The following is a 25,075-nucleotide window of genomic DNA, read 5'->3' as shown; positions in this document are numbered from 1 at the left end:
CGTGCGCGAACGCACTCCACCGGGCAGGCTCGACCCCGACGATACGGACGACGGAGGAGGTGAGCGGTCCGTGCTGGACCTCCAGGCGGCTCGACGCGACACACCGGGATGCTTCGACCGGGTCTTCCTCGACAGCGCCGGCTCGTCGCTGCCCCCGACACCGGTACTCGAGACGATGCTCGCGCACCTGCGCCGCGAGGCCGAGGTCGGCGGGTACGTGGCGGCCGACGAGCGGCTCGACGACCTGACGGCCGTGAAGACCTCACTCGGTCGCCTGTTCGACGTGCCGGAGACCTCCCTCGCGCTCTCCGACGGCGCCTCGCGGGCATGGACGTCCTTCTTCTACGCCGTGCCGCTGCAACCGGGTGACCGCATCCTGATCTCACAGGCCGAGTACGCCGCGAACGCGATCGCCGCGCTGCAGCGCGCGCAGGCGACCGGCGCCACCGTCGAGGTCGTTCCGTCCGATCCGTCCGGTCGCATCGACGTCGAGGCACTCGAGGGGATGCTCGACGAACGGGTGCGGCTCGTGTCCGTCGTACACGCCCCCACCAACGGCGGGCTGGTCAACCCCGTCCGGGAGATCGCCGACGCCGCGCACGCGGTCGGGGCGCTCGTGTTGCTCGACGCGTGCCAGTCGGTGGGGCAACTGCCGGTGAGCGTGCCCGAACTCGATGTCGACGCACTGTCGGGCACCGGGCGCAAGTGGCTCCGCGGTCCGCGCGGCACCGGTTTCCTCTACGTGCGGCCGCGGCTGGTGACCGAACTCGAACCGGCGGTGCTCGACCTGCGCAGTGCCTCGTGGACCTCGGCCGACAGCTACGAGCTCGCCCCGGACGCCACGCGCTTCGAGATGTGGGAGGCCTCGGTGGCGGCCCGGCTCGGTCTCGGCGCAGCCGTGGACTATCTCCTCGATCTGGGTGTCGACGCCGTGGCCGAAGCGGTGGCCTACCGGGCCGGGCACGTGCGGGACGGGCTCGCAGGCATCGACGGCGTCACCGTCACCGATCTCGGTGAGCAGCGCAGCGGCATCGTCTCGTTCACCGTGGACGGCCGCGACCCGCGGGAGGTCCGCGATGCCCTGGCCGAGCGGTCGGTGACGGTCACGGTCAGCAGCCGCAGTTCGACGCTGCTGGACATGACCTCGCGCGACCTGCAGTCGGTGGTGCGGGCGTCGCCGCACTACTTCGTCTCGCCCGCCGACGTCGACAGGTTCCTCGCCTCGGTGCACGACATCGCCCGTTCGTGAGGCCGTGCGCCGCTCGTGGCCGCGAGTCGACGACAGGGCTGTTTGTCCCCGCTCGACGTCGTCCGGTAAAGTGGTTCGAGTTGTCTCGGCGAGGGTGAACCGCAATATCGCTGGATCACCGTGATCGACGCGGCTGCGACGGAAGCAATGTGCTCCCCGGTCGCACGTGTCGGATCCGTTCGTTCGAGAACACCCGACCACGAAGTGCCACCAGCGTAGGAGCCGTCACATCATGTCCGACGAGAATCGTCTCGTAGCCAGCGTCCGCACCGAGTTCGGCAAGGGTGCCGCACGCCGCGCCCGTCGCGCCGGCCAGGTCCCCGCCGTCCTCTACGGCCACGGCACCGAGCCCCGGCACCTCGCCCTCCCCGACCTCGAGTTCGCAGCCGTGCTGCGTAACCACGGCACCAACGCCATCCTCACCCTCGACATCGACGGCGAGGATCAGCTCGCGCTGACCAAGTCGGTCGTCGTCCACCCCATCCGCCGCTACATCGAGCACGCCGACCTGCTCGTCGTGAAGAAGGGCGAGAAGGTCACCGTCGAGGTGCCCGTCGTCCTCTCCGGTGAGGCCGGCTCCGGCACGCTGGTGGTCAACGAGGTCAACACCATCAAGCTCGAGGCCGACGCCCTCAACATCCCCGAGGAGATCACCGTCTCGATCGAGGGCGCCGAGGCCGGCACCCAGATCCTGGCCGGTGGCGTCGAGCTGCCCGCCGGTGCGACCCTGCAGGACGATCCCGAGCTGTTGCTCGTGAACATCGTCGAGGCTCCCTCCGCCGACGCCATGGAAGGCGCCGAGGGCGAAGAGACCTCCGAAGAGGCCTCCGAGGAGGCCTGAGCCTTCCCCGGCTCCCTGTGAAGTCACTCGTGCGGCGCGTCATCCCTTCGGGGTGGCGCGCCGCACGTCGTTCGAATGCACGGAAGGATCAGCTCGTGGGCGACGACGCCGCGCTCGTGGTCGGTCTCGGCAACCCCGGCCCGAAGTACGAGAACACCCGGCACAACATCGGATTCATGGTGGCCGACGTGCTGGCCGGACGTGTGGGCGGCAAGTTCTCCGCGCACAAGCGCAGCAACGCCGACATCGTGCAGGCCCGGCTCGACGGGCGGCAGGTGATCATCGCGAAGCCGCGCACCTACATGAACCTGTCCGGTGGTCCGGTCGCCTCCCTCGCCAAGTTCTTCTCGGTCGATCCCGCGAACGTGATCGTCGTGCACGACGAGCTCGACCTGGACTTCGGGACGATCCGGCTCAAGCTCGGAGGTGGCGAGAACGGCCACAACGGCCTGCGGTCGACCTCGTCGGCGCTCGGCACCAAGGACTACCTGCGGGTCCGGATGGGCATCGGCCGCCCGCCCGGTCGCCAGGATCCCGCCGACTTCGTGCTCAAGCCGTTCTCGGCCATCGAACGCAAAGAACTCGACGTGTGGTGCGAGGAAGGCGCCGACGCCGTCGAACTGCTGTTGAAGCTCGGCCTCGAGGGCGCCCAGAACCGCATCCACTGACCCCGCATCGATCGGCGCGGGACGGTCAGGCCCGCGTCAGCAGCGCCAGCGAGGTGCCGCGACGCAGCTTGCCCGAGGAGGTCTTCGGGATGCTGCCGGGACCGAGCACCGCGACCGTGCGGGGCCTCACGCCCACCTCGGCGACCACCGCGTGCACGACGTCGTGTTCGATGCGGCGCACCTCGTCCGGGTGGTCGAAGAGTTTGGTCTCCACGGCCACCGCGAACGATTCGCGCTTGTCCCCCGCGTCGAGCCGGATGGCGACGGCGTTGCCGGGACGCACGCCGTCGACGGTCCCCGCCGCCCGTTCGATGTCGGTGGGATAGATGTTGCGGCCGCCCATGATGATGACGTCCTTCACCCGGCCGCACACCACGACGAGTCCGTCCTCGGTGAAGTAGCCCACGTCGCCGGTGTCGAGCCAGCCGTCCGCATCCTGCGCGGGGACGGGTCCGTCCACGGTGAGATAACCGTGCGTGACGGCCTCGCCGCGCAACTGGATGATGCCCACGCCGCGGGGCGGCAGCACCTGCCCGTCGCGGTCGACGACCCGGCCCTCGAGACCGGCCACGAGACGGCCGAGGGTGGGCATGCGGCGTGCGTGGGTGCGGTTGGTCGGCACGGCCATCCCGCCGGCTTCGAGCAGGTCGGGGTCCACCACGTCAAGCACCATCCCGCGTCCCGGATCGGGAACCGACACCGCGAGGGTGGTCTCGGCCATCCCGTAGGAGGGCGCGAGGGCGGACGGGTCGAGACCGAAGCGCTCTCCGGCCTCCGCGAGCGCCTCCATCGTGTCGGGATCGACCGGCTCGGCACCGTTCCACATCCAGCGCATCGACGACAGGTCCAGCGCGCCGTCCGGCGCCTGCGACAACTTCCGGGCCAGCAACGAGTACGCGAAATTCGGTGCTGCGGTGAGGGTTCCGCGATACTTGCTGATCAGCTCCGCCCACAGGATCGGCGAACGCAGGAAGTCCAGTGGCGTGACCGACACGACCTCGGCGCCCACCTGCATGGGGACGCTGAGGAAGGCCACCATGCCCATGTCGTGGAACAGCGGCAGCCAGCTGATCATGACGTCGTCGTCGAGCGAGAACTTGACGCGGTCCATCATCGCCGTCGCGTTGGCGTAGAAGTTGCCGTGCGTGATCCGCACCGCCTTCGGCGAGCCCGTGGAGCCGGACGTCAGCTGTTGCAGCACGATGTCGGACTCCGCCGTGTCGACGGGATCGACGGGCCTCCCCTCCCGCATCCGCTCCACGGTGACGACGGAGATGCCGCGTTCGCGCAGCAGCGGCTCCGCGATCTCGAAGGGTGCGCCGAGCACGACGGCGCGGGCATCGATCATCCGCAGCACCACCTCGGTGTCGCGCGACCACATCTGCAGGTCGGTGCGCGGGGTGGGCTGGTGCAGCATCGTCACGCTTCCGCCGCGCATCCAGACAGCCTGGCAGACCGGCGCGATGTCCACCGGCTGTCCTGCGAGGACGCCCACCGCGTCACCGGGTCCGATGCCCGCCGCGGCCAGCGCGCCGGCCATGCGTCGCGCCTGCCGGTGGATCCCTCCCCAGCTCTGCCGCAGCGGCGTATCCGGTTCGCCGGTGATCAGAGCCCCGGTGTCCGCCTCCGCCGTCGCGTACATCTCCTCGGTGAACCTGCTCACGACCCGCTCCTCGTCCGGTGGTGCACGACCTCGATCAAGATCCGGTAGTTGCACATCAGCGTGCGCCGTCGAGCGGTCGGTATGGGGCGACCCCGGGGAAACGTGATCGAATCTGGCGGAAATCGACACCGAATCGCCGAGTAACATGGACGAGTTGGCGGCGATAGCGCCCCTACTCCCTGCCCCCTTCGAGAGGTTTTTCCCGTTGAGCACCCCGCACGCTTCGGCCGACAGTCAATCCACCGGCACGACGGAGCCTGCGCAGTCCTCCGGCACAGCGAAGCCCGGGTCCGCGAAGGAGGTCAGAGCCGAAGCCGAGCGCAGACGCACCTTCGCCGTCATCTCCCATCCCGACGCCGGTAAGTCGACGCTCACCGAGGCGCTCGCCCTGCACGCGAAGGTCATCTCCGAGGCCGGCGCGGTCCACGGCAAGGCCGGCCGCAAGTCGACGGTCTCCGACTGGATGGAGATGGAGAAGGCCCGCGGCATCTCCGTCAGCTCCACGGCCCTGCAGTTCAACTACACCCGCTCGGACATCGCGGGCACCGACGACGAGGTCGTCAACGTCGTCAATCTCGTCGACACCCCCGGCCACTCCGACTTCTCGGAGGACACCTACCGCGTCCTCACCGCCGTCGACGCCGCCGTCATGCTCATCGACGCGGCGAAGGGCCTCGAGCCGCAGACGCTGAAGCTGTTCCAGGTGTGCCGCCACCGGGGCATCCCCGTGGTCACCGTCATCAACAAGTGGGACCGCCCCGGCCGCACTCCGCTGGAACTGCTCGACGAGATCGACGAGCGCATCGGCCTGACGCCGACTCCCCTGTTCTGGCCCGTGGGCATCGCCGGCGACTTCCGCGGTCTGCTGCGCCGCGGCGAGGACGGAGACGCGGCCGAGTACATCAAGTTCACCCGCACGGCCGGTGGCGCCAAGATCGCGCCCGAGGAGCATCTGTCCCCCGACGAGGCGCTCGCCCTCGAGGGCGACACCTGGGTCGAGGCCGCCGAGGAGTCCGAACTGCTGTCGGCCAACGGCCAGGACCACGATCAGGAGTTGTTCCTCGCCGGGCAGACCTCGCCGGTGATCTTCGCGTCGGCGATGCTCAACTTCGGTGTGCGGCAGATCCTCGACACCCTGGTCACGCTCGCTCCGCCGCCGCGGGCCCGTCTCGCGATCGACGAGACCGCTCGCGAGGTCGACGATCCGTTCAGCGCCGTCGTGTTCAAGGTGCAGGCCGGCATGGACACCGCCCACCGCGATCGGCTCGCGTTCATGCGTGTGGTCTCGGGTGTGTTCGAGCGCGGCATGGTCGTCACGCACGCGCAGACCGGTAAGCCCTTCGCCACCAAGTACGCGCTGACGGTCTTCGGTCGCGAACGCTCCACGGTGGAGAACGCCTATCCGGGCGACGTCGTCGGCCTGGTCAACGCGACCGCGCTGGCGCCGGGCCACACCCTCTACGTCGACAGGAAGGTGGAGTTCCCGCCGATCCCGTCGTTCGCGCCCGAGCACTTCGCGATCCTGCGGGCCGAGAGCGCCTCGAAGTACAAGCAGTTCCGCAAGGCCGTGGACCAGCTCGACTCCGAGGGCGTGGTGCAGATCCTCCGCAACGACGTCCGCGGCGACGCGTCGCCGGTGATGGCGGCCGTCGGTCCGATGCAGTTCGAGGTGGTCGCGGCGCGGATGAAGGCCGAGTACAACGTCGACCCGAAGATCGAGCATCTCGGCTACTCGCTCGCGCGTCGCACCGACGCGGCCTCGGCCGGCGAGCTGAACCGCCAGCGCGGTGTCGAGGTGTTCACCCGATCGGACGGCGCGCTCCTCGCTCTCGTCAGCGACAAGTGGCGGCTGCAGTACATCCTCAAGGAGCTGCCGGAGCTGACTCTCGAACCGTTGGTCGCGGCCACCGACTGACCGTCCCGACGACGCCGGACGGGTAGTGCGTCCAGCGGATTTTACTGATACTTTCCCTTTCGTCGATCCGACGTATTCGGGTGGAATCAGGAGTTGTGTCGATGAACGACGACGTACCGGCCACGGCCGGTGAGGACCTGTCGTCCGGTGGGACGGCGGAGACCGGCAGGCGATCCGGACGCGCGAAGCGCTCGGGCACCTTCGTCTACCCGTTGCCGAGCACTCCTCTTCCGAGCAGTACCCCGCTGACGAGTACGCCGGATCCCGGAACACACCGCACGAGCGTGGGGGACGCAGTGCTCGAAGGTGACCCGGCCGGCGGGGTGGGCGCCGGCAATTCCGAGGAAGGAACGACCCTGGTGAGCAGCACCGGCACGAACGGCTCCGCGAGCGGGCCCGCCACCACCACGACGACCACGAAGGCCACCGAGAGCCTCGGCACGATCACCGCACCGGGCCCGGTCCCGTCGCGGCGCAATTCGATGGGCGTGGCGTCGGTGCGCATCGCCGCGCGACTCGCGCAGAACGAACTGACCTCCCGCGACTCGCGCGGAATCGGCTCGCACGGCGACCCGATGGCAGATGACGACGAACTGCTCACCCTGCTCGGCGAGTACCTGCTCGCCGGTGGCCTCGAGAAGCCCGAGATCCACGCGACCCTCGGTGGGCAGCCCATCGTCGTCGACCTGCAGGTACCGCAGCGTCACGCCCGGTAGCGGCGGGCAGGTCCCGGGTTATCCGTCGCCGAACAGTGCGGCGATCGCCGCCGGATCGACGTCCTCGAGCGTCGCGGGCGACCACTGCGGGTCGCGGGTCTTGTCGACGAGCACGGCGCGCACACCTTCGATGAAGTCCGGCGTCGCGGCGACGCGCACGGCGACGTCGAGTTCGCGGGCGAAGCATTCCTCGAGGGTGCTCTCGGCGCCGCGCCGCATGAGTTCGGCCGTGGCCCACACGCTCGTCGGCGACAACGACCGCAGGGCCGTGCGGGTCTGCTCCGCCCACTCGGCGTCGATGTCGGTGAGGCTGTCGAGGCGGGCCACCATGTCGAGCACCGTGCCGTCGCCGAACACCGTCTCGATATCGGGGAAACGCTGCGCCAGGGAGGATTCGGGGGCCGGTTCGACGAACTCGTCGAGGGCGTCGCGCCACTGCCCGGCGCGGATGCGGTCGGCGAACTCGTCGATGCGGGCGCTGGGCACATGGTGCGTGGCCAGGCCGACGGCGAGCGCGTCGCCGGCGTCGATGCTGGCACCGGTGAGTGCGAGGTACATCCCCACCGCGTCGCACCGCGCGGTGGTGCCGCGCAGGCGCGGGAGGAAGTGGCTCGACCCGATGTCGGGAACGAACCCGATGGCCGTCTCGGGCATGGCCATCGTGGTCTTCTCGGTGGTCACACGCACCGCGCCGTGCACCGAGATACCGAGGCCACCGCCCATCGTGACGCCGTCGAGGACCGCAAGGTAGGGCTTCGGGTAGGTGGCGACCAGTTCGTCGAGGCGATACTCGTCGGCGAAGTACTCCCGGACGGTGTCGAAGCGTCCCTCGAGAGCCACCTCGCGCACCGGCTTGACGTCGCCACCGGCGCAGAACGCGCGGTCGGACGTGCTGGTGACGAGCACGGCCGTGACGGCCGGGTCGTCGCGCCAGGCGAGAAGCGACGAACGGACGTCGCGGATCATCGACCGGTCGAGCGCGTTGAGCGCACCGGGACGGTCGAGTTGCACTTCGCCGACTCCGTTGGCGACGCGTGTGCGGATGAAGGACTCGTTCACGGGCGGGAGCCTACCGGGCGCAGGGGACGGATCCCTCTCACGCGACACGTCACGGATGAAGTTCCTCGGTGACCCACCGGTCCCCCGCACGCCGGTAGCGATACCGCAGGTGCCGCCGGCCGGGATCCGCCTGCCAGAACTCCACGGCCTCGGCGGCGACGCACCACGCCGTCCAGTGCGGCGAGACGAGGTCCGGGTCGTGTTCGAGCGCGGTCAGGCGTTCCCGCACGAGGTCGTCGTACTCGGCGGGATCGGTGAGGACCTCGCTCTGGTGTCCCGTGGAGGCGACGGCACGGGCGAAGACCGACCGTTCCCGGAAGTCGCGGGCACACACCTCGGGCGGGCCGGCCAGGACGGGGCCGCGCACGCGGACCTGACGGCCGAGTTCGCGCCAGTACACGGTGAGCGCGGCGGCCGGTGTCGCGTCGAGCTGGCGGCCCTTCGGGGAACGGTCGTCGCCGGAGAACCACCAGCCGTCGTCGGTGACGTCCTTGATGAGCAGCATGCGTGCGTCGGGCGTCCCGGACGGGTCGACGGTCGACAGGGTCGCGGCGTGCGGCTCGGCGACGCCGGCCTCGGCCGCCTCGGCGAGCCACCGGAGGAAGGTCTCCTGCGGCGTCGCGGCCGGTTCGAACCGCGGGGCGGACGCCGTGAGGGTGGGCAGGGCCCGGATCCAGCCACGGACATCGGGAAACTCACTGCGACGCGCGATCTCGCTCATCGCCGCATGGTACCGAGCGGGGAGCTCATTCCCGAGGGGGCGGCAGCTTGCCGGTCAACGGGCCGACGAGCATCCAGCGATGCCCGAAGGGATCGAGCAGGGTGGCGTTGCGATGACCGTGGGCCTCGTTGATCCACCTCTCGACCGAACCGCCGGCCAGACGGGCGCGGGTGAGCACCGTGTCGGTATCGGCGACCTCGAGCATCAGGCTCACCGAGACCGCTCCCTCCTGCGGCGCGGTGAGTCCGAGTTCAGGGAATTCGTCTGCGAGATAGATCATTCCACTGGGGAACCGCAGTTCGGCGTGCCCGACACGACCGTCGTCCATCACGACCGGTTCGGCGGTCAGCGAGGCCCCGAACACCCGGGTGTACCACTCGATCGCCTCGTGGGCCCGCGGCACCGTCAGATAGGGCAGCGCCCCCGGGCGGGGAAAATCGCCGGAGCCTCCCGGAGGGGGAAAATCGGCGGAGCTCTCCGAGACCATCTCGTCGTTCCCGCTCAGGACGCTTTCGGTTGCTGCAGCAGCGCCCATCGATTGGTCGTCAACCGGACCGAAGGCGAGTCGCCCATGCATGTGACCGTCTCCCAGTTGCGTTGATATCCGGTGCGGCTGATCCGCCAGAATCCGTCGTCACCCAGGCTGTATCGATCGTGGTAGTAGGCCGATCCGCGCAACATCATCCCGTCCTCGGGGATGATCACGGTGTCGGACAGCAACCACACCCCGGTGGCGGTGCGGCCGTCGTCGGCGATGTCGATCTCGGGATGGGAACACGTGTGCTCCGTGATCAAGCGCGTTCCCAGCGTGTTCTCGAGGAAACCTATGAAGGCGTCGCGTGAGTCGAAAACGAGATGCTCCCCGTAGACGGCGTGTGCGTCGGGGGTGAGGGTGTTCGCCAGTTCGTCCCAGTCCTTCGTGTCGAGCGCTCGCGCATAACGGTATTTGAGCCGCGTGATCTCCGCTACCGCCTGCACATCCATCGTCGGCCTCCCATTGGCGCCCCCCCTGCGAGTATTCGCATTCCAGGCTAGCCCGGACGACCGGCGCAGACGGCCGGAATCACACTGTTACCAGGCGGCATTCGATCGCGATTCGATCACGGGAGTGCGTGTCGGTCACGACTCGGGACGGCGCAGCGCGCGGATGGTCGCGTCGACGACGAGTTCGGCGTAGTCGTCGTCGACGCTCTGGTCGGGGGTCGCCAACGCGAACAGCGCGTGACTGAGCACGGTGCCGGTGACCATCTCGAGCAGCAGCGTCGCCGAGGTGTCGGCGGGGAGTTCACCGCGCTCGACGGCGCGGTGCACGATCGTGCGCGCCGCGAGCACGCGGCTGCGGTTGAGGGTGTGGATCAGCCGGGCGAGCAGTTCGGGATTGGCGCGGGCATCGAGCGCGACGCGCAGGCTCACCAGGCCCGGGGTGGTCCGGTAACCGCGCAACAGTTGCCGGGCGAGTTCGACGAGATCGGACCGGAGCGCGCCGGTGTCGATCGGCACGGGCAGCGGACTGCGTGCTTCGAGGGCCTGGACCAGCAGGTCGTCCTTGCTCGACCACCGGCGGTAGAGGGCGGCGCGGCCCACCCGCGCGCGTCGCCCGACCGCGTCGATCGTGAAGCCACGCCAGCTCGTCTCGGAATACACCTCGAGCACGGCGTCGAAGACGCGGTCCTCGAGGTCGGCGTCGCGGGGGCGCCCGCGGCGGCGCGGTGCGGGTACTTCGGTCACGTCGGGCAAGTGTGCCAGACCACTCCTCGATTTACAGACTGAAATAGTCCGTATTAAGCTGGCCGCGTCCTCCTCCCCCCGAGCAGACCGAAGGAACGCCATGACCGACCCCACCCGGGTTCCCGTCGTGATCGGCGTCGGCGACCTGCGCTCCGGCCGTGCCGGTGCGCCCGCCGACCCGCGTGAACCGCTCGACCTCATCCACGAGGCCACCCTCGCCGCGATCGCCGACTCCGGCGCCGATCTCGCCACGCGGATCGACACCATCCACGCGATCAGGACCGCGAGCTGGAACTACGACGACCTGCCGGGCCTGCTCGCCGAACGTCTCGGCGCGACACCCGAGCACACGTCGACCACGCCGATCGGCGGCCACTGGCCGACGGCCCTGCTCGACCGCATCGGCCACGACATCGCCGCGGGCACCAGCACCGTCGCGCTGCTCGTCGGCGGCGAGGCGCAGGCCTCGGCGACCAACTCCTACAAGGCCGGGACGGATCCGGTCACGCTCGGATGGACCACCGCCCCGGGCGGCCCCGCGCCGATCAGCAACGAGGACCTCGGCAGCCCCGCGATGCAGCGCGCCGGCATGATCGTCCCCACGCGCGTCTACCCGCTGTTCGAGAACCGGCTCAGCCACGATCTCGGACACTCGCGCGAGAAGTCGCTCGACTGGTCGGCGACGCTGTACGCCGCCTTCTCCGAGTTCGCCGCCGAGAACCCGGCGTCGTGGAACCCCGAGCGCCGCACCGCCGACGACATCCGCACCATCGCCGGCAAGAACCGCCTCGTCACCGACCCGTACCCGCTGCTGGTCAACGCGATGCCGTTCGTCGACCAGGCCGCGGCCGTGGTCGTCACCTCGCTCGCCGTGGCCCGCGAACTCGGTGTCCCCGACGACCACCTGCTCTACGTGTGGGGCGGTGCCGGTGCGACCGAGCCCTCGGACGTGCTCGCCCGCGGCGACTTCGGGCGCTCGGCCGCACTCGACGACGCGCTGCGCCGCACGCTCTCGGCGACCGACCTGCGTCCCGGCGACTTCGACATCATCGACGCCTACAGCTGCTTCCCCGTGGTCCCGAAGCTGCTCATCGAGCAGCTCGGTCTCCCCCGCGACACCGTCCCGTCGGTGACCGGCGGCCACTCCTTCTTCGGCGGCCCGCTCAACAGCTACACGCTGCACTCGGTGGTCTCGGTCGCCAAGCGGCTGCGGCAGGACGGCGAGCTCGCCCTCGTGCACGGCAACGGCGGCTACCTGACCTACCAGCACGTCGTGGTCCTCGGCTGCGCGCCGCACACCGACGGCTACGTCGGCGACCCGGAGCACGTGCTGCTCGAGCCGTCGGCACCCGAGGCCGCCACCGACTACAGCGGTGAGGTCCAGATCGTCACCGCCACGGCCGAATTCGGTCGCGACGGCAACCCGTCGATCGGCTTCCTCATCGGTCTCACCCCCGACGGCCGGCGTGTCTCCGGCCAGACCGACGCCGCCGGCGCCGCGGTCCTCGCCGCCGGAGCCGACATCGTCGGCGAGACCGTCCACGTCACCGACAACGGTGGCAATCTCACCGTCACCCGCATCGAGCACCTGTCCCCCGAGGAGTCCCAGTCGTGAGCGAACCCGTCGTTCTCGTCGAGAAGCGCGAGCACGTCCTGCTCGTCACCATCAACCGTCCCAAGGCGGCCAACAGCATCAACGCCGACGTGCACCAGGCACTCGGTGAGGCCTGGGACCGCGCCGAAGAGGATCGCGACGTGCGCGTCGTGGTGCTCACCGGTGCCGGCGACGCCGTCTTCTGCGGCGGCGCCGACCTCAAGGCCCTCGGCACCAAGGGACCGGACGGGGTCACCCCGCCCGAGACCGCCCACTGGGGCTTCGCCGGTGTCGTCAAGCACCACATCTCCAAGCCCGTCATCGCCGCGGTCAACGGCACCGCGCTCGGAGGTGGCACCGAACTCGCCCTCGCGAGCGATCTCGTCGTCGCCTCCGAGACAGCCGAATTCGGCCTTCCCGAGGTGCACCGCGGCCTGATCGCCGGTGCCGGCGGCGTCTTCCGCATCGGCCAGGCCATCCCCCGCGCCGTCGCGATGGAACTCGTCCTGGCGGGCAAGCCGATGTCGTCCGCCGACGCCCTGCGCTGGGGCCTCGTCAACCGGGTCGTCCCGCAGGCCGACGTCCTCGACACCGCTCTCGCTCTCGCCGCCGACGTCGCGAAGGGCGCTCCGCTCGCCGTGCAGGCCAGCAAGACCGTCGCCCGCGGCATCATCGACGGCAACGTCCCCGCCGAGGACCTGCCCTGGGAGCTGACCGACAAGGCCCTCGCACGTCTCACCACCAGCGCCGACACCCTCGAAGGCGTCATGGCCTTCATGCAGAAGCGCGAACCCGTCTGGAAGGGCGAATAGGCATGACCACCACCGAAGTGATCCGCTGGGACACCGACGAGCAGAAGGCACTCCGTCAGCTCGCCGCGGACTTCACCCGCAAGGAGATCGTCCCCCACCTCGACGAGTGGGAACGTGCCGGCGAGATCCCGCGCGAACTGCACCGCAAGGCCGCCGACGCGGGCCTGCTCGGCGCCTCGGTCGCCGAGGAGCACGGCGGCTCGGGCGGCACCGCCCTCGACATGCTCGCGATCCTCGAGGAGATCATCCTCGCCGGTGGTTCGTCGGGCCTGATCTCGGCGCTGTTCAGCCACGGCATCGCGACCCCGCACATCGTCTCGTCGGGCAACACCGACCTGATCGAGCGGTTCGCGCGTCCCGCGCTCGAGGGTCGCGCCATCGGTTCGCTCGCGATCTCCGAGCCCAGCGGTGGCTCCGACGTCGCGAACATCCGCACGACCGCGCGTCGTGACGGCGACGAGTACGTCATCAACGGTGCGAAGCTCTACATCACCTCGGGTACGCGCGCCGACTTCGTGACCACCGCGGTGCGCACGGGCGACGCCGGCGCCGGCGGCATCTCGCTCGTCGTCGTCCCCACGGACACACCGGGTTTCACGGTCTCCCGCAAGCTCGACAAGATGGGCTGGCTGTGCTCGGACACCGCCGAGCTGTTCTACGACGACGTGCGCGTGCCGGTCTCGAACCTCATCGGCGCCGAGAACTCGGCGTTCGGTCAGATCGCGCAGCAGTTCCAGGGTGAGCGCCTGTCGCTGGCCTTCCAGGCCGTCGCCACCGCGCAGCGCTGCTTCGACCTGACCGTCGAGTGGGTGAAATCCCGTGAGACGATGGGCCGCCCGCTGTCCAAGCGTCAGGTCGTGCGGCACCGCCTCGCCGAGCTCGCCACCGAGATCACCGCGGCGAGGACGTTCTGCCGTTCGGTCGCCGAGCGGTGGGTCAACGGCGAGGGCATGCTGCTCGAGACCTCGATGGCGAAGAACAACGCCGTCAAGGTGTGCGACCACGCCGTCATGGAGGCGGTTCAGCTCGCCGGTGGTATCGGCCTGATGCGTGAGAGCGAGGTCGAGCGCCACTTCCGCGACGCCCGCGTCCTCGGCATCGGTGGCGGCACCAACGAGATCATGAACGAGATCATCAGCAAGCTGCTCGGCCTGTAGGTCTCCGCCCGAACTCGGGGGAGGAAATGTGCGACTTTCCTTGCGGAAGCGCACATTTCCTCCCCCTACTCGTTTCAGTCACGCGCACGGAGCATCTCCAGGGCGACGACGACCACCACGGCGATCACGACGTGCATCAGCGTCAGCGCGACGGTGCTCGGCGTGTCGAAGTCCGCGGAGATCGTGCCCTGGATCGTCGCCAGCGGCAGCAGCGCCCCGACGACCTGCGCGATCCGCGCGAAACCGTTCCACCACAGGGTGAGCAGGGCGGCGACGGCGAGACCGACGGTGAGCGGGACGACGGACATGAGCACCACGCCACCGGGCGCCGCGCTCACCACCTCACCGGCGTCGGTGTGTTCGAACGAGCCTCCCGCGACGAGCCCGGCGGCCCACAGCACGAGGTTGACCACCAGTGCGGTCACGACGGACGCGGCAATCACCACCGCGGAACGCGCGAGCCGGGACTGCGGGAGATGCGTAGAGGTACCGGATGTTTCGGTGACGGACATGAATCCTCCTGATGGGCGTTCCTTCTGACGACGCCCATCCTGCGACCTCGAGCCGACTCGAGGTCAAGAGGATTCAGTCGAGATCTTCGGCGAGCTCCATCCACTGCTCCTCGGCCGCTTCCTTCTCCGCGACCACCTCGCGCAACTGCGCGTCGAGCTTCTGCAGCCGGTCGGGATCGGTCGCCGCCTCCGCGAGGTCGTGGTGCAGCTTCTCCTCCTTCTCGGTCAGCTTCGCGACGAGACGCTCGAGGCGTGACAGTTCCTTGCGCGCGGCACGTTCGGCGGCACCGTCGCGCTTCTTCGGCTGCTCCGCGGCGTCGCCGGTCTTCGAGACGGTCGACGCCACCGACGGCACGTCGCCGTCGCCCATGGCCGCGCGCCGGCGCAGGTACTCCTCGATACCACCGGGAAGGTTCGTGAGCCGGCCGTCACCGAACAGGGCCCATGTCGAATCACAGATGCGTTCGACGAGATACCGGTCGTGGCTGATGACCACGAGGGTTCCGGCCCAGCCGTCGAGCAGGTCCTCGAGCTGCTGGAGGGTGTCGATGTCGAGGTCGTTGGTGGGCTCGTCGAGGAGCAGCACGTTCGGTTCGGCCATGAGCACGCGCGTGAGCTGCAGGCGGCGACGCTCACCACCGGACAGGTCGCCGACGGGGGTGCGCTGCCGGGCCGGGGTGAAGCCCAGGCGTTCGGCGAGCTGACCGGCGGAGATCTCCTTGTCGCCCAGCGTGATCCGCTCGGCCACGTCCTTGACGGCCTCGAGCACCCGCATGTCGGTGGGCAGATCGTCGAGTTCCTGCCGCAGCCAGCCGATCTCGACGGTCTGACCCTGGATGCGACGTCCCTGCGCCGGTTCGAGTTCGCCCGCGAGCGTGCGCAGCAGGGTCGTCTTGCCCGAGCCGTTGACGCCGACGAGACCGATCCGCTCACCCGGGCCGAGACGCCAGGTGAGGTCGCGGACCAGTTCGCGCCCGTCCGGGGTGGTGAGCGTGGCGTCCTCGAGTTCGATGACGACGCGGCCCAGGCGACGCTTGGCGAACGACGCCAGGGCCACCGAGTCGCGCGGCGGCGGCACGTTCGCGATCAGCGCTTCGGCGGCCTCGATGCGGTACTTCGGCTTGGACGTGCGGGCCGGGGCACCGCGACGCAGCCACGCGAGTTCCTTGCGCGCGAGATTGCGGCGGCGTTCCTCCATCGCGTCGGCCTGACGGGCACGCTCGGCGCGCGCGAAGATCCAGTCGTTGTAGCCGCCCTCGTAGCTCTCGACCTGCCCGTTCACGACCTCCCAGGTGCGGGTCGCGACGGTGTCGAGGAACCAGCGGTCGTGGGTGACGACGACGAGCGCGCTGCGTCGCGACAGCAGGTGCTCGGCGAGCCACTGCACGCCTTCGACGTCGAGGTGGTTGGTGGGCTCGTCGAGGACGAGCAGGTCGAGATCCTGCACGAGGGCTGCGGCGAGGGCGACCCGGCGACGCTCGCCGCCGGACAGGCCGTCGACGACCGCGTCGAGACCGAGATTGTCGATGCCGATGCCGGTGAGCACCGAGCGGATGCGCGCATCGCCGGCCCACTCGTGCTCGGCCACTCCGAGCGGTCCGAGGACGACCTCGCCGACGGTCGAGCCCTCCGGCAGGCCACCGCGCTGGGTGACGACGGCCATGCGCAGACCGTTCACGCGGCTCACCCGGCCCGAATCGGGCTCCTCGATGCCGGCGAGCACCTCGAGCATCGTCGTCTTGCCGCCGCCGTTGAGGCCGACGACACCGATCCGCTCCCCCTCGTTCACGCCGAGGGACACCGAGTCGAGCAACGGCTTGATGCCGAACGACTTCGAGACCTGTTCGAGGTTGATCAGATTCGCCACGTGGAGGAACGCCTTCCGAGGATTGCGGGGATGTACTACAGGATCAGGGGTGTGCGGGATCGGCGTCGCCGACGACACGGGCGCCGGGCACCGGACCGGAGGCGACCCGCACCGTACGGCACACACCGGCACCGGCGAGTTCGGCACTCACGGTGACCGCCGCGTGCTGGTCCTCGACGAGGAACGCGCAGGTGGGGCCCGAACCGGAGACGATGCCCGCCAGGGCACCGGCCTCGACACCCGCCCGGAGCGTGCGCCGCAGCATGGGGTCGAGCGACAGGGCCGCGGCCTGCAGGTCGTTGCCGAGCAGGGGCGCGAGCTGGTGGGCGTCGCCGGAGCCGAGCGCGGAGAGCACGGCATCGGCGCTGCCGACGCGCTGAGGTTCCCCCTCGGCGCGCAACCGGTCGAGTTCGCGGAAGACGACCGGCGTGGACAGGCCGCCCTTCGCGAGGGCCAGCACCCAGTGGAAGGTGCCGCGGGTGAGGACGGGGACGAGGCGCTCGCCCCGTCCGGTTCCGATCGCCGTTCCGCCGTGGAGGCAGAACGGCACGTCGCTGCCGAGGCGGGCGGCGAGATCCGCGAGGTCCTCGCGGGGTGCCCCGATCCCCCACAGCGCGTCGAGCGCGACCAGCGTCGCGGCCGCGTCGGCACTGCCACCGGCCATTCCGCCGGCGACGGGGATGCCCTTGTCGATCGTGATCGCCACGTCGGGGGTGCGTGCGGCCCGCTCCGCCATCATCTCGGCGGCGCGCCACGCCAGGTTCGTCGAATCGGTGGGCACCACCTCGGCGCCCGTGCCGCGCACCGTCACGCTCAGGGTGTCGGCGGGGACCACGGACACCTCGTCGTACAGGGACAAGGCCTGGAAGACGGTGTGCAGGTCGTGGTAGCCGTCGGGACGGAGGTCGCCCACCGCGAGATGCAGGTTGACCTTGGACGGGACCCGCACTGTCACGGGGGTCGGCACGACGGAAAGCACGAGTACAGAGCTTACTCGGGATACGGATGCTTCCCGACCGCCGCGGCCACGCTCTACGATCGGGCGACTCGTGAACACTCTGGAGGAAATGTGACTCGATCCGTACGCAATGCGGTCGCCGTCTGCGTCGTCGCTGCGGCGGCCACGCTGGGAACCGCCGGCGTCGCCTCGGCCGAACCGGCCCCGCCGCGCGTCTGCTCGCTCGGCGACCTGGTCCTGCGCTCGCTGAATCTCGTGGACTGCGTCAATCCGCCCACCGGCTCCGCCGGAGTGGCCACCGGTTCGGCCGACTCCGCGGGGTCGTCGACCGGCTCGTCCGGCGTGGGCATCACCGGTTACGGCGCACTGATCGGCTGACCGGACACAACGAATCCGGGCCGGCACCCTTTGAGGTGCCGGCCCGGATTCGGAGAGTTATCGGTATCAGCCGATGACGGTGACGCCGGTGGCCTGCGGGCCCTTCTGGCCCTGGCCGATCTCGAAGCTCACGCGCTGGTTCTCCTCGAGGGTGCGGAAGCCGCGGCCCTGGATCTCGGAGAAGTGCACGAAGACGTCAGCGGAGCCGTCCGAGGGAGCGATGAAGCCGAAGCCCTTTTCGCCGTTGAACCACTTCACAGTACCTTCAGCCATGTTGCTGTCCTTCACTTGCAGGCAGAACGGATATAGACGTTCTGTCTCGTCGGGAGTCGGTTTCGGCTCCCGGGTCTGTCACTACACGGCTGAAACGATTCCATCGTGGCTATCGCCTCCGCTCGCAACCAGAAATGTGCGAGGGGTAAACCACGAACACACTACCTAACGACCGAGGACAACTTAACCACACATCGCAACGGACCACCAGGAAGAGTGACCGGGATCACTCCACCCCCGCGAGCCGCACGAAGGCTGCGGCGTCGAGCTTCTCCCCGCGCGTCGACGGCTCGATACCGGCCGCCAGCAGGCGCCTCTCGGCTTCCGCCGGCGAGCCCGCCCATCCACTCAGCGCTGCGCGCAACGTCTTTCGACGTTGGGCGAAGGCCGCGTCGACGACGGCGAAGACCCGGGCGCGCGTCTGCGCGTCGGTGGGCCACGGCGGCTCTGCGTAACGGTCGATGCGCACGAGGCCCGATTCCACCTGGGGAACGGGCCAGAAGACCGCACGCCCCACGGCGCCGGCCCTGCGGACGTCGCCGAAGAACCGCGCCTTCACGCTGGGCACGCCGTAGATCTTGCCGCCCGGTTCGGCTGCGAGCCGGTCGGCGACCTCGGCCTGCACCATCACGAGAGCGGTTCGCAGAGTAGGGAATTCGGAGAACAGGTGCAGCAGCACCGGCACCGCGACGTTGTAGGGCAGGTTCGCGACGAGCGCGGTGGGCGTGACGGGAAGGTCCTTCGGCAGCACCTTCATCGCGTCCATGTGCACGACGTCGAACCGATCGGCGAGCTGCGGGGCCCGCTCCTGCACGGTCGCGGGAATACGCTGCGCGAGAACGGGATCGAGCTCGACCGCGACCACGCGGTCGACGACGTCGAGCAGGGCGAGGGTGAGCGAGCCCAGGCCGGGCCCGACCTCGAGCACGACATCCTCGGGGCCGACCCCGGCGACGTTGACGATGCGGCGCACCGTGTTCGCGTCGTGCACGAAGTTCTGGCCGAGCTGCTTCGTCGGGCGCACCCCGAACTCCTCCGCGAGTGCGCGGACCTCTGCGGGTCCGAGCAGCGCGGCGAGGCCGCGCGGAGAAGCCGGGGTGGCCCTCGGAGTGGTTTCGGGATCGTCTGCTGACACGTGGTGAACCTAGCGCACTCGGAAGCAGGTCACACCGTGCACACCCGTGCCGGTCAGCGCAGACCGAGCTTGCTGGTGCAGGCCGGCCATGCGCCCCAGCCCTGGGCCGCCTGGACCTTCTCCGCGACGGCGATCTGCTGCTCGCGCGTCGCGAGATCGGCGCGCGGCGCGTACTGGGTGCCACCGAAGCCGGCCCACGTCTGCTGCGTGAACTGCAGGCCGCCGTAGAAACCGTTGCCGGTGTTGATGGCCCAGTTGCCGGTCGCCTCGCACTGGGCGATGGAGTCCCAGGTCGATGCGCGGCCCGAGGCCGGCACGGCGGGCTTCGGCTTGGTGCCGACGCGGACCACGACGGGCCGCGGCTCGGCGAGGACCTTCGAGTCGGTCTCGGTGCGTCCGACCTCGACACCGTTGACGGTGTGGACGTCGAAGGTCACCGACCGCTCGCCCGGAGCACCCGGGTCGTTCACGGCGGTCTCGCCCTCGAGCATGTTCGGATCGTCCACGCGGTTCTCCGGCGGCGCGATCGGCAGGTTCTCGGTCCGCGACTCGGTGCGGTCGCGGGTGACCACGACCTCCATGCCCTCCTCCAGCTGCGCGTCGAGGGCAGGGGTGACGCTGTCGGCCTGCTCGAGCTTCGTGCCCTGGGACTCCAGGAACTCGGCGACCGTCGGCACTGCGACGCGCACCTCGGCGGCGGGCGCGCCGTTGTCGGCGAAACGCACGGTCTTGGGGTTGACGACCTCGAGATCGGCGCCGTCGAGCGGAAGGCGGTGCGAACGCGAAGCGGAGACGTAGGCGTCGTCGGAGAGGCGGAACTGGTCGAGTGCCTCGTCGACGGTCAGCGCGGTGGTCCACACCGAGCGCTCCTCACCGTCGACGGTGAGGTGCAGTTCGCGGGCCTGTCGCAGGACGATGGTGTCGCCGTCGGAGACGGACGAGTCCACGGCCGGGGCCACGACGTCGTTCTCGTCGACGGTGTAGCCGGCGGCGGCCAGGATGTCGCCGACGTTGGAGTTCATCGTGCCGAAGGCACGCTGCTCACCGTCGACGTCGAGGACGACGTCCTTGTGCTGAACCACAGCAGTGGCACCACCGGCACCGAGGGTGACGAAGACGGCGGCGACCACCGAGTAGAACACCGGCGACTTGACGCGATTGATCTTGGTGAAAGGTGACACGATTATTTCCAGACGGACGACAACTGTGATCACAGCACGGTAACGAGACGGCATTGTTATCGCAACTTCATCGTCTCCACCTGCACAGATAATGATTTCTGTCAGATCACGACGTACGTCACAGATATCGGATCGGTATTACCTCGATCATTTCCGAGTGTCCGAAATTGCCATTTTCGATCGATACTCGGAGAAAGGAATTCCTCGCGATTCGGGCACCGAGGACATGGACTCCGTGAGGCGGCCGAGGATCCCGCGCATCTGTGCTCTGCCCCATACGGGAGCGTTCGAGGTGCCGATGCCCACAGGTTCGGATGGAGCGGCCGGCTTCGCGGGCGCAGCGGTTTCCGGACCGCCTACCGGTGGCCGCGGTTGCCGGTGATCTGCTTCGTCAGCGTCCGGCCGATCCGCTGGGGATCGGGAGATCGGCGGATCCGCTCGGTACGGGGAACTGCGGAATCGGCACGGCGGGCGTGGTGCCCGTGCGGGCCATGACGTCCATCAGGACGGCGTGCATGGTCGCGACCTGCACCGGGTCGAAATTCGCGAGGTCGAGCGGGTTCGCGCGGTTGCGCGTCTCGAGCGGATCGTCGTGCAGGTCGTAGAGTTCGAACTGCGGCAGTGCGCGTCCCGACGGGTCGAAGTACATCGCGTACTTCCACCTGTCCTGCCGGACGGCACGGATGTGGTTGGGCTGCTTCACCGTCGTCTGCCCGTTGGCCGCGGCGGCGTTCTCGTCGTCGAAGGTGAACAGGACGGTGTCCTGCACCTGTGGCGGCGTGCCACCGGACGACGCACCTTCGATGACGGGCGTGAGGTCGACGCCCTTGAACGTCCACGCCGAACGGTCGGGCACGGCGGCCATCGTCGCGAGGGTGGGCATGACGTCGATCAGCGACGCGAGCGCGTCGGTGGAGACCGGCCTCGGGAACATCACCGGATTACTCACCACGAGAGGGACATTGAGTGTCTCTTCGTAGGCGTTGAAGGCCTTCTGGCGGAGTCCGCCGTGCGACAGGCCCATCTCGCCGTGGTCGGCCACCCGGAAGACGACGGTGCGTTCGCGCATGCCCGAAACCGATTCCAGCGCATCGAGAACGGTTCCGATGTGCTGGTCGACGACCTTGTGCATGTAGGCGTACAGATTGACGTACTGCCGTGCCGCCTCGGGACCGACGAGCGGACCGAGCGCCCCGGCGAGCAGCAGGAGCAGCTCGGCCTGGGCGGTGGGCTTGAAGTTGCGGAGCAGGTCCTCGTCGATGGTGGGCGGCAGGTCGATTCCCTGCTCGAAGGCCTCGGGTGCGAAGGCTCCGTAGTTGTTGCAGTCGCCGTCGACCTGATCCCAGGTCTTCGGGTACGAGAGGATGTCGTGGGGGTTGGCGAACGACACGATGAGCGCGAACGGCCTGTCGTCGGTGGCGCTGCGCGACCGCAGGAACTCGGCGGCATCGGAGGCGATCTTGCCGTCGCGGTCGGCGCAGCCACCGCCGAAGTTCTCGGGTGCGGTGTCCTGCCCGGCCTCCGGTGGCTCCCACCCTGCGAAGCCGTACCGCGCGATGTCGTCGGGCGACGGGTCACCGCCGTCGGCCCCCTTGCTCATGTGCCATTTGCCGCGGTAGTGGACGTCGTATCCGGCGGAGAGCAGCATCTTCGCCATGTTCTGGCCGTCCACCGGCAGCACAGGTTCGGTGGGCGAGAGCGTGCCGCCCTCGGTGAGGGTGCTCACCACCCCGTGCTGGGCGGGATAGAGCCCGGTGAAGAACGTGCTGCGACTGGGCGAGCACATCGCGGCGTTGCAGAACGACCGTGTGAAGGTCAGCCCGGTGTCGGCCAGGCGCTGCCGGTTGGGCAGATTGTTGCGCGCCCAGTCGGCCGGCCAGTGCATCGGCTGACGCTCCTGGTCGGTCATGATGATGAGGATGTTGGGACGCTGCGGCGTCCGGGGCTGTGCCGCAGACGTTCCGGCGCCCACGAGGCCGGCAGCGAGGAGCGCGCCCGCGCCCACGAGGAAGGTCCGTCGATTGACATTCCACGTGGTGTCGCGACGCGGAACAGCTTGCTGCACGGCCATATCGATCCTGTCGGAGAGATCCGTGAACGCATATGTCGTGCAGGAGAATAACAAGACATATGCGAAAAGCGCGCGTCATCGGGCGGAAAAGGCGCTGCGGACGATCGGGAGAAATCGTCCACAGCGCCTCGGATCCGCAGGTCAGGCCGTGCGCAGAAGCGGAACCTTCCGCGCGAGGAATCGATCGACGCCGAACGCTCCCGCACCGACCGCCGCGAGCAGGAGAGCCCCTGCGCCGAGTGCGGCGACGAGCTCGAAACCGCCGTCGCCGACGTAGATTCCGTTCTCCACGTGCACGACGAAGAACGCGCCGAGCATGAGCAGGAACAGCAGGACGCCGAAGACGGGGACGAGCACACCGAGGATGAGCGCGAGACCGCCGAGGATCTCGATCCAGGTGGCGACGAACGCCGAGACGGCCGGGGCGGGCACGCCCATTCCTTCGAAGCCTGCCTTGGTGCCTTCGTATCCCCACGAGTCGAACTTCTGCAGTCCGTGCGCGAGGAAGATGACGCCGAGTACGAGTCGGGCGACGAGGATGCCGAGGTCGCGGACGAGAGGGGTCTTCATGTCGAGCCTTTCGGGTCGGAGGCCGGAGAGCCCCACTTAGTTGAAGCGACAACTAAGATAGCAACCCGTAGTTGTAGCTTCAACCAGCCGTCGGAGCCGGTTCCGGTCGGGTACCGGCGAACGCCTCCCCCAGCAACCGCCGCACGCCCACCTCCGTGACCTCCCGGGGATTCGGATACGGCTTCGCCGTCGCCAGTCGTGCCGCCTCGTCCAGGTCGGATTCCCGCAACCCCAGTTCCTCGAGACTCGTCGGCCCACCGGCCGCCGCCACGAGGTCGTAGACGCCCGCGGACGCCGAATCCGTGCCGAGCGCCTGCGCGACCCGCGCCATGACGTGCGGTACCGACGGTTCGTTGTAGGCGAGCGCGTGGGGCAGCACGACGGTGTGCGTGGCAGCGTGCGGCAGGTCGAACGAGCCGCCCAGCACGTGACAGAGCTTGTGGTGCAGCCCCATTCCCGCCGAGGCGAGACAGGTTCCGGAGAGCCACGCCGCGAGCAACAGATCCGAACGCCCCTCGGGATCGGCCGAATCCGCACCGAGCGCCGGGATACCCCGGGCGATCGCGGCCACGGCCTCGAGCGCGAGGGCGTCGACGATCGGATTGGCCTGTTCGGAGTAGAGGGCCTCGACCGCGTGGGCCATCGCGTTGATCGCGCTGGTCACCGCCAACGGAATGGGCATCGAGGTGGTGAACTCGACGTCGTAGATCACGGTCTCGGGAAGGATGTCGGGCGACGAACGTGTGGTCTTCACCCCGTCGGCGGTCTCCCCGAGAACGGGCGTCACCTCCGACCCGGCGTAGGTCGTCGGCAGGATCACCTGATCGATCCCCGTGCGGCGGGCCAGTGCCTTGGCCAGTCCGGTGGTCGAGCCGCCACCGACCGCGACGACCGCATCGACGTCGTGCTCGGTGACCCGGCCGAGGACCCGTTCGGTCACCTCCACCGGCGTGTGCATGACCGCGCCGTCGAAACGCGCGACCTGCAGATCGCCGAGATACTTCTCGACCAGCTCCGCCTGGTGCCGCACGTGCTCGCCGGCGAGCAGCAGGACGCGGGAACGATCGAGTCGACGTACTTCGTCCGCGACCCGCGAGGCGGTACCGGGGCCGAAGATCACACGTACCGGATGAGAGTTGTAGACGAAGGAGCGCATGCCCGTATTCTCACGACGGGAGTGGGGACGCGCGTGCCCTTTACGAAAGTCCGTACACCCGCTCGGCGTTCGCGGTGGTGGCCGCGGCCAGTTCGTCGGCGTCCTCGCCCCGTACCTCGGCGAGCGCGCGCACGGTGTACGGCAGGCAGTACGACTCGTTCGGCGCGCCCCGGAAGGGATGCGGGGTCAGGAACGGCGCGTCGGTCTCCACCAGCACCAGCTCACGGGGCACGAGCGGCGCCGCTTCGCGCAGGGCCTTCGCGTTCTTGAAACTCACGGTGCCCGAGAAGCTCAGCAGGTATCCGGCGTCGACGCAGCGGCGGGCCATGTCGGCATCCGACGAGAAGCAGTGGAAGATCACCTTCTCGGGTGCGCCCTCGTCGTGCAGGACACGCAGCAGGTCGGCGTCGGCCTCGCGGTTGTGGATCATCAGCGGCTTGCCGAGTCGCTTCGCGAGGTCGATGTGCCAGCGGAAGCCCTCCTCCTGCTCGGCCGGTTCGGCGCACCCGTCGAGCTTGCCGGGCCAGTAGAGGTCGAGGCCGGTCTCCCCCACCGCGACGCAACGCGGGTCGGCGGCGAGCTTCTCGATCTCGGCGCGGGTGGCGTCGTCGAGACTGTTCGCGCGGGTGGGATGAATGGCGACGGCCGCGTGGACGCGGTCGTCCCAGTGCGCTGCCCGCACGGCGAAACGCGCCGCCTCGAGATCGTCGGCGACGGTGACGATGCGTCCGACCCCCACCGCGGCGGCACGATCGACGATCGCGGAGGTCGTCGCGGCATCCTCGGCGCCGCACGCGTCGAGGTGCGTGTGGGCGTCGACGAGGGGGCTCAACGGCTGCGGGGCTTCGGGG

At 69.2% G+C, this 25,075-nt stretch carries 25 protein-coding genes; 9 read left to right on the top strand and 16 right to left on the bottom strand.

The genetic code is table 11. The annotated features are described in order from the left end of the window. The first annotated feature begins 70 nt into the window (after nucleotides 1–70). The 3 genes from B9C99_RS20060 (at nucleotide 71) to pth (ending at nucleotide 2,758) form a co-directional block, all read left to right on the top strand. Entirely contained in the window at nucleotides 71–1,249 is a 1,179-nt protein-coding gene (locus B9C99_RS20060) for an aminotransferase class V-fold PLP-dependent enzyme (protein WP_088899122.1), read from the top strand. Nucleotides 1,250–1,481: 232 nt separating this feature from the next. Next, nucleotides 1,482–2,090 carry a 50S ribosomal protein L25/general stress protein Ctc gene (locus B9C99_RS20055; RefSeq protein ID WP_088899091.1) on the top strand — a complete coding sequence of 203 codons (609 nt, stop codon included), beginning with the start codon at nucleotides 1,482–1,484 and terminating at the stop codon, nucleotides 2,088–2,090. Nucleotides 2,091–2,185: 95 nt separating this feature from the next. Next, nucleotides 2,186–2,758 carry an aminoacyl-tRNA hydrolase gene (gene pth, locus B9C99_RS20050; protein ID WP_088899121.1) on the top strand — a complete coding sequence of 191 codons (573 nt, stop codon included), beginning with the start codon at nucleotides 2,186–2,188 and terminating at the stop codon, nucleotides 2,756–2,758. Nucleotides 2,759–2,783: 25 nt separating this feature from the next. On the opposite strand, the gene B9C99_RS20045 is transcribed toward pth, so the two are convergent. Beyond that, nucleotides 2,784–4,421: a fatty acyl-AMP ligase gene (locus B9C99_RS20045; RefSeq protein WP_088899090.1), complete on the bottom strand. Its 1,638-nt coding sequence runs from the start codon at nucleotides 4,419–4,421 to the stop codon at nucleotides 2,784–2,786. A gap of 205 nt (nucleotides 4,422–4,626) precedes the next feature. On the opposite strand from B9C99_RS20045, the gene B9C99_RS20040 reads away from it, so the two are divergent. After that, on the top strand, nucleotides 4,627–6,336 hold the full coding sequence (locus B9C99_RS20040) for a peptide chain release factor 3 (RefSeq protein WP_088899089.1): 1,710 nt from the start codon (nucleotides 4,627–4,629) through the stop codon (nucleotides 6,334–6,336). A gap of 95 nt (nucleotides 6,337–6,431) precedes the next feature. Further along, nucleotides 6,432–7,052 (top strand): hypothetical protein, encoded by a 621-nt coding sequence (locus B9C99_RS20035; protein WP_088899088.1) that lies wholly within the window; start codon nucleotides 6,432–6,434, stop codon nucleotides 7,050–7,052. Between the two features lie 18 nt (nucleotides 7,053–7,070). On the opposite strand, the gene B9C99_RS20030 is transcribed toward B9C99_RS20035, so the two are convergent. The 5 genes from B9C99_RS20030 to B9C99_RS20010 all read right to left on the bottom strand — a co-directional run bounded on the left by B9C99_RS20030 (nucleotide 7,071) and on the right by B9C99_RS20010 (nucleotide 10,560). After that, nucleotides 7,071–8,111 carry an enoyl-CoA hydratase/isomerase family protein gene (locus B9C99_RS20030; protein ID WP_088899087.1) on the bottom strand — a complete coding sequence of 347 codons (1,041 nt, stop codon included), beginning with the start codon at nucleotides 8,109–8,111 and terminating at the stop codon, nucleotides 7,071–7,073. 49 nt (nucleotides 8,112–8,160) lie between these two features. Beyond that, complete coding sequence (locus B9C99_RS20025; RefSeq protein WP_088899086.1) at nucleotides 8,161–8,832, bottom strand: pyridoxal 5'-phosphate synthase; 672 nt, start codon at nucleotides 8,830–8,832, stop codon at nucleotides 8,161–8,163. Between the two features lie 25 nt (nucleotides 8,833–8,857). Continuing rightward, a complete protein-coding gene (locus B9C99_RS20020) occupies nucleotides 8,858–9,319 on the bottom strand; it encodes a glyoxalase/bleomycin resistance/extradiol dioxygenase family protein (RefSeq protein ID WP_016695772.1) in 462 nt (153 codons plus the stop codon). Nucleotides 9,320–9,333: 14 nt separating this feature from the next. Continuing rightward, the gene (locus tag B9C99_RS20015) at nucleotides 9,334–9,816 is read right to left on the bottom strand and encodes a nuclear transport factor 2 family protein (protein WP_088899085.1); all 483 of its coding nucleotides are present in this window, start codon (nucleotides 9,814–9,816) and stop codon (nucleotides 9,334–9,336) included. A gap of 135 nt (nucleotides 9,817–9,951) precedes the next feature. Beyond that, nucleotides 9,952–10,560: a TetR/AcrR family transcriptional regulator gene (locus B9C99_RS20010; RefSeq protein WP_016695774.1), complete on the bottom strand. Its 609-nt coding sequence runs from the start codon at nucleotides 10,558–10,560 to the stop codon at nucleotides 9,952–9,954. A 100-nt stretch (nucleotides 10,561–10,660) separates the two neighbouring features. Between B9C99_RS20010 and B9C99_RS20005 the strand changes: the two genes are divergently transcribed. The 3 genes from B9C99_RS20005 to B9C99_RS19995 are packed head-to-tail and all read left to right on the top strand — an operon-like array spanning nucleotide 10,661 to nucleotide 14,123. After that, nucleotides 10,661–12,175 (top strand): acetyl-CoA acetyltransferase, encoded by a 1,515-nt coding sequence (locus B9C99_RS20005; protein ID WP_088899084.1) that lies wholly within the window; start codon nucleotides 10,661–10,663, stop codon nucleotides 12,173–12,175. Beyond that, nucleotides 12,172–12,966 (top strand): enoyl-CoA hydratase-related protein, encoded by a 795-nt coding sequence (locus B9C99_RS20000; RefSeq protein ID WP_088899083.1) that lies wholly within the window; start codon nucleotides 12,172–12,174, stop codon nucleotides 12,964–12,966. Before B9C99_RS20005 ends, B9C99_RS20000 begins: the two co-directional genes overlap by 4 nt. Nucleotides 12,967–12,968: 2 nt before the next feature. Beyond that, complete coding sequence (locus B9C99_RS19995) at nucleotides 12,969–14,123, top strand: acyl-CoA dehydrogenase family protein (protein WP_088899082.1); 1,155 nt, start codon at nucleotides 12,969–12,971, stop codon at nucleotides 14,121–14,123. Nucleotides 14,124–14,197: 74 nt separating this feature from the next. Here the strand turns inward: B9C99_RS19995 and B9C99_RS19990 are convergent, their stop codons facing one another. The 3 genes from B9C99_RS19990 to B9C99_RS19980 form a co-directional block, all read right to left on the bottom strand. Continuing rightward, complete coding sequence (locus B9C99_RS19990; RefSeq protein WP_088899081.1) at nucleotides 14,198–14,635, bottom strand: DUF6069 family protein; 438 nt, start codon at nucleotides 14,633–14,635, stop codon at nucleotides 14,198–14,200. A 73-nt stretch (nucleotides 14,636–14,708) separates the two neighbouring features. Beyond that, nucleotides 14,709–16,502, bottom strand: coding sequence for an ABC-F family ATP-binding cassette domain-containing protein (locus B9C99_RS19985; RefSeq protein WP_088899080.1), 1,794 nt, complete (start codon nucleotides 16,500–16,502; stop codon nucleotides 14,709–14,711). A 43-nt stretch (nucleotides 16,503–16,545) separates the two neighbouring features. Next, the gene (locus B9C99_RS19980) at nucleotides 16,546–17,481 is read right to left on the bottom strand and encodes a 4-(cytidine 5'-diphospho)-2-C-methyl-D-erythritol kinase (RefSeq protein WP_026061828.1); all 936 of its coding nucleotides are present in this window, start codon (nucleotides 17,479–17,481) and stop codon (nucleotides 16,546–16,548) included. Between the two features lie 90 nt (nucleotides 17,482–17,571). On the opposite strand from B9C99_RS19980, the gene B9C99_RS19975 reads away from it, so the two are divergent. Continuing rightward, nucleotides 17,572–17,838 carry a hypothetical protein gene (locus B9C99_RS19975; RefSeq protein WP_088899079.1) on the top strand — a complete coding sequence of 89 codons (267 nt, stop codon included), beginning with the start codon at nucleotides 17,572–17,574 and terminating at the stop codon, nucleotides 17,836–17,838. Nucleotides 17,839–17,904: 66 nt separating this feature from the next. On the opposite strand, the gene B9C99_RS19970 is transcribed toward B9C99_RS19975, so the two are convergent. The 7 genes from B9C99_RS19970 to B9C99_RS19940 all read right to left on the bottom strand — a co-directional run. Further along, nucleotides 17,905–18,111 carry a cold-shock protein gene (locus B9C99_RS19970; RefSeq protein WP_026061436.1) on the bottom strand — a complete coding sequence of 69 codons (207 nt, stop codon included), beginning with the start codon at nucleotides 18,109–18,111 and terminating at the stop codon, nucleotides 17,905–17,907. A 226-nt stretch (nucleotides 18,112–18,337) separates the two neighbouring features. Beyond that, the gene (rsmA, locus tag B9C99_RS19965) at nucleotides 18,338–19,246 is read right to left on the bottom strand and encodes a 16S rRNA (adenine(1518)-N(6)/adenine(1519)-N(6))-dimethyltransferase RsmA (protein ID WP_088899078.1); all 909 of its coding nucleotides are present in this window, start codon (nucleotides 19,244–19,246) and stop codon (nucleotides 18,338–18,340) included. A gap of 53 nt (nucleotides 19,247–19,299) precedes the next feature. Beyond that, nucleotides 19,300–20,427, bottom strand: coding sequence for a resuscitation-promoting factor (locus B9C99_RS19960; protein ID WP_088899077.1), 1,128 nt, complete (start codon nucleotides 20,425–20,427; stop codon nucleotides 19,300–19,302). A 391-nt stretch (nucleotides 20,428–20,818) separates the two neighbouring features. Beyond that, nucleotides 20,819–22,498, bottom strand: coding sequence for a sulfatase-like hydrolase/transferase (locus B9C99_RS19955; protein WP_088899076.1), 1,680 nt, complete (start codon nucleotides 22,496–22,498; stop codon nucleotides 20,819–20,821). A 141-nt stretch (nucleotides 22,499–22,639) separates the two neighbouring features. Next, nucleotides 22,640–23,068: a DoxX family protein gene (locus B9C99_RS19950; RefSeq protein WP_016693587.1), complete on the bottom strand. Its 429-nt coding sequence runs from the start codon at nucleotides 23,066–23,068 to the stop codon at nucleotides 22,640–22,642. 79 nt (nucleotides 23,069–23,147) lie between these two features. Next, on the bottom strand, nucleotides 23,148–24,224 hold the full coding sequence (locus B9C99_RS19945; RefSeq protein WP_088899075.1) for a maleylacetate reductase: 1,077 nt from the start codon (nucleotides 24,222–24,224) through the stop codon (nucleotides 23,148–23,150). Nucleotides 24,225–24,264: 40 nt separating this feature from the next. Then, the coding region (locus B9C99_RS19940; protein WP_253250144.1) for a TatD family hydrolase at nucleotides 24,265–25,075 on the bottom strand (811 nt) is incomplete at its 5' end.

The organism is Rhodococcus sp. BUPNP1 (genome assembly GCF_002215235.1).
Taxonomy (GTDB): Bacteria; Actinomycetota; Actinomycetes; order Mycobacteriales; family Mycobacteriaceae; genus Rhodococcus.
The sequence above is the reverse complement of the archived record's forward strand: the minus strand, read 5'-3'. Positions and strand labels throughout refer to the sequence as shown.

What these genes read in the sequence shown, in the direction of transcription:
- B9C99_RS20055 (WP_088899091.1), top strand. Translation starts at nt 1,482, where the DNA reads ATGTCCGACGAGAATCGTCTCGTAGCCAGCGTCCGCACCGAGTTCGGC.
- B9C99_RS20025 (WP_088899086.1), bottom strand. Translation starts at nt 8,832, where the DNA reads ATGAGCGAGATCGCGCGTCGCAGTGAGTTTCCCGATGTCCGTGGCTGG.
- B9C99_RS20020 (WP_016695772.1), bottom strand. Translation starts at nt 9,319, where the DNA reads ATGGTCTCGGAGAGCTCCGCCGATTTTCCCCCTCCGGGAGGCTCCGGC.
- B9C99_RS20015 (WP_088899085.1), bottom strand. Translation starts at nt 9,816, where the DNA reads ATGGATGTGCAGGCGGTAGCGGAGATCACGCGGCTCAAATACCGTTAT.
- B9C99_RS20005 (WP_088899084.1), top strand. Translation starts at nt 10,661, where the DNA reads ATGACCGACCCCACCCGGGTTCCCGTCGTGATCGGCGTCGGCGACCTG.
- B9C99_RS19995 (WP_088899082.1), top strand. Translation starts at nt 12,969, where the DNA reads ATGACCACCACCGAAGTGATCCGCTGGGACACCGACGAGCAGAAGGCA.
- B9C99_RS19990 (WP_088899081.1), bottom strand. Translation starts at nt 14,635, where the DNA reads ATGTCCGTCACCGAAACATCCGGTACCTCTACGCATCTCCCGCAGTCC.
- B9C99_RS19970 (WP_026061436.1), bottom strand. Translation starts at nt 18,111, where the DNA reads ATGGCTGAAGGTACTGTGAAGTGGTTCAACGGCGAAAAGGGCTTCGGC.
- B9C99_RS19955 (WP_088899076.1), bottom strand. Translation starts at nt 22,498, where the DNA reads ATGGCCGTGCAGCAAGCTGTTCCGCGTCGCGACACCACGTGGAATGTC.
- B9C99_RS19950 (WP_016693587.1), bottom strand. Translation starts at nt 23,068, where the DNA reads ATGAAGACCCCTCTCGTCCGCGACCTCGGCATCCTCGTCGCCCGACTC.
- B9C99_RS19945 (WP_088899075.1), bottom strand. Translation starts at nt 24,224, where the DNA reads ATGCGCTCCTTCGTCTACAACTCTCATCCGGTACGTGTGATCTTCGGC.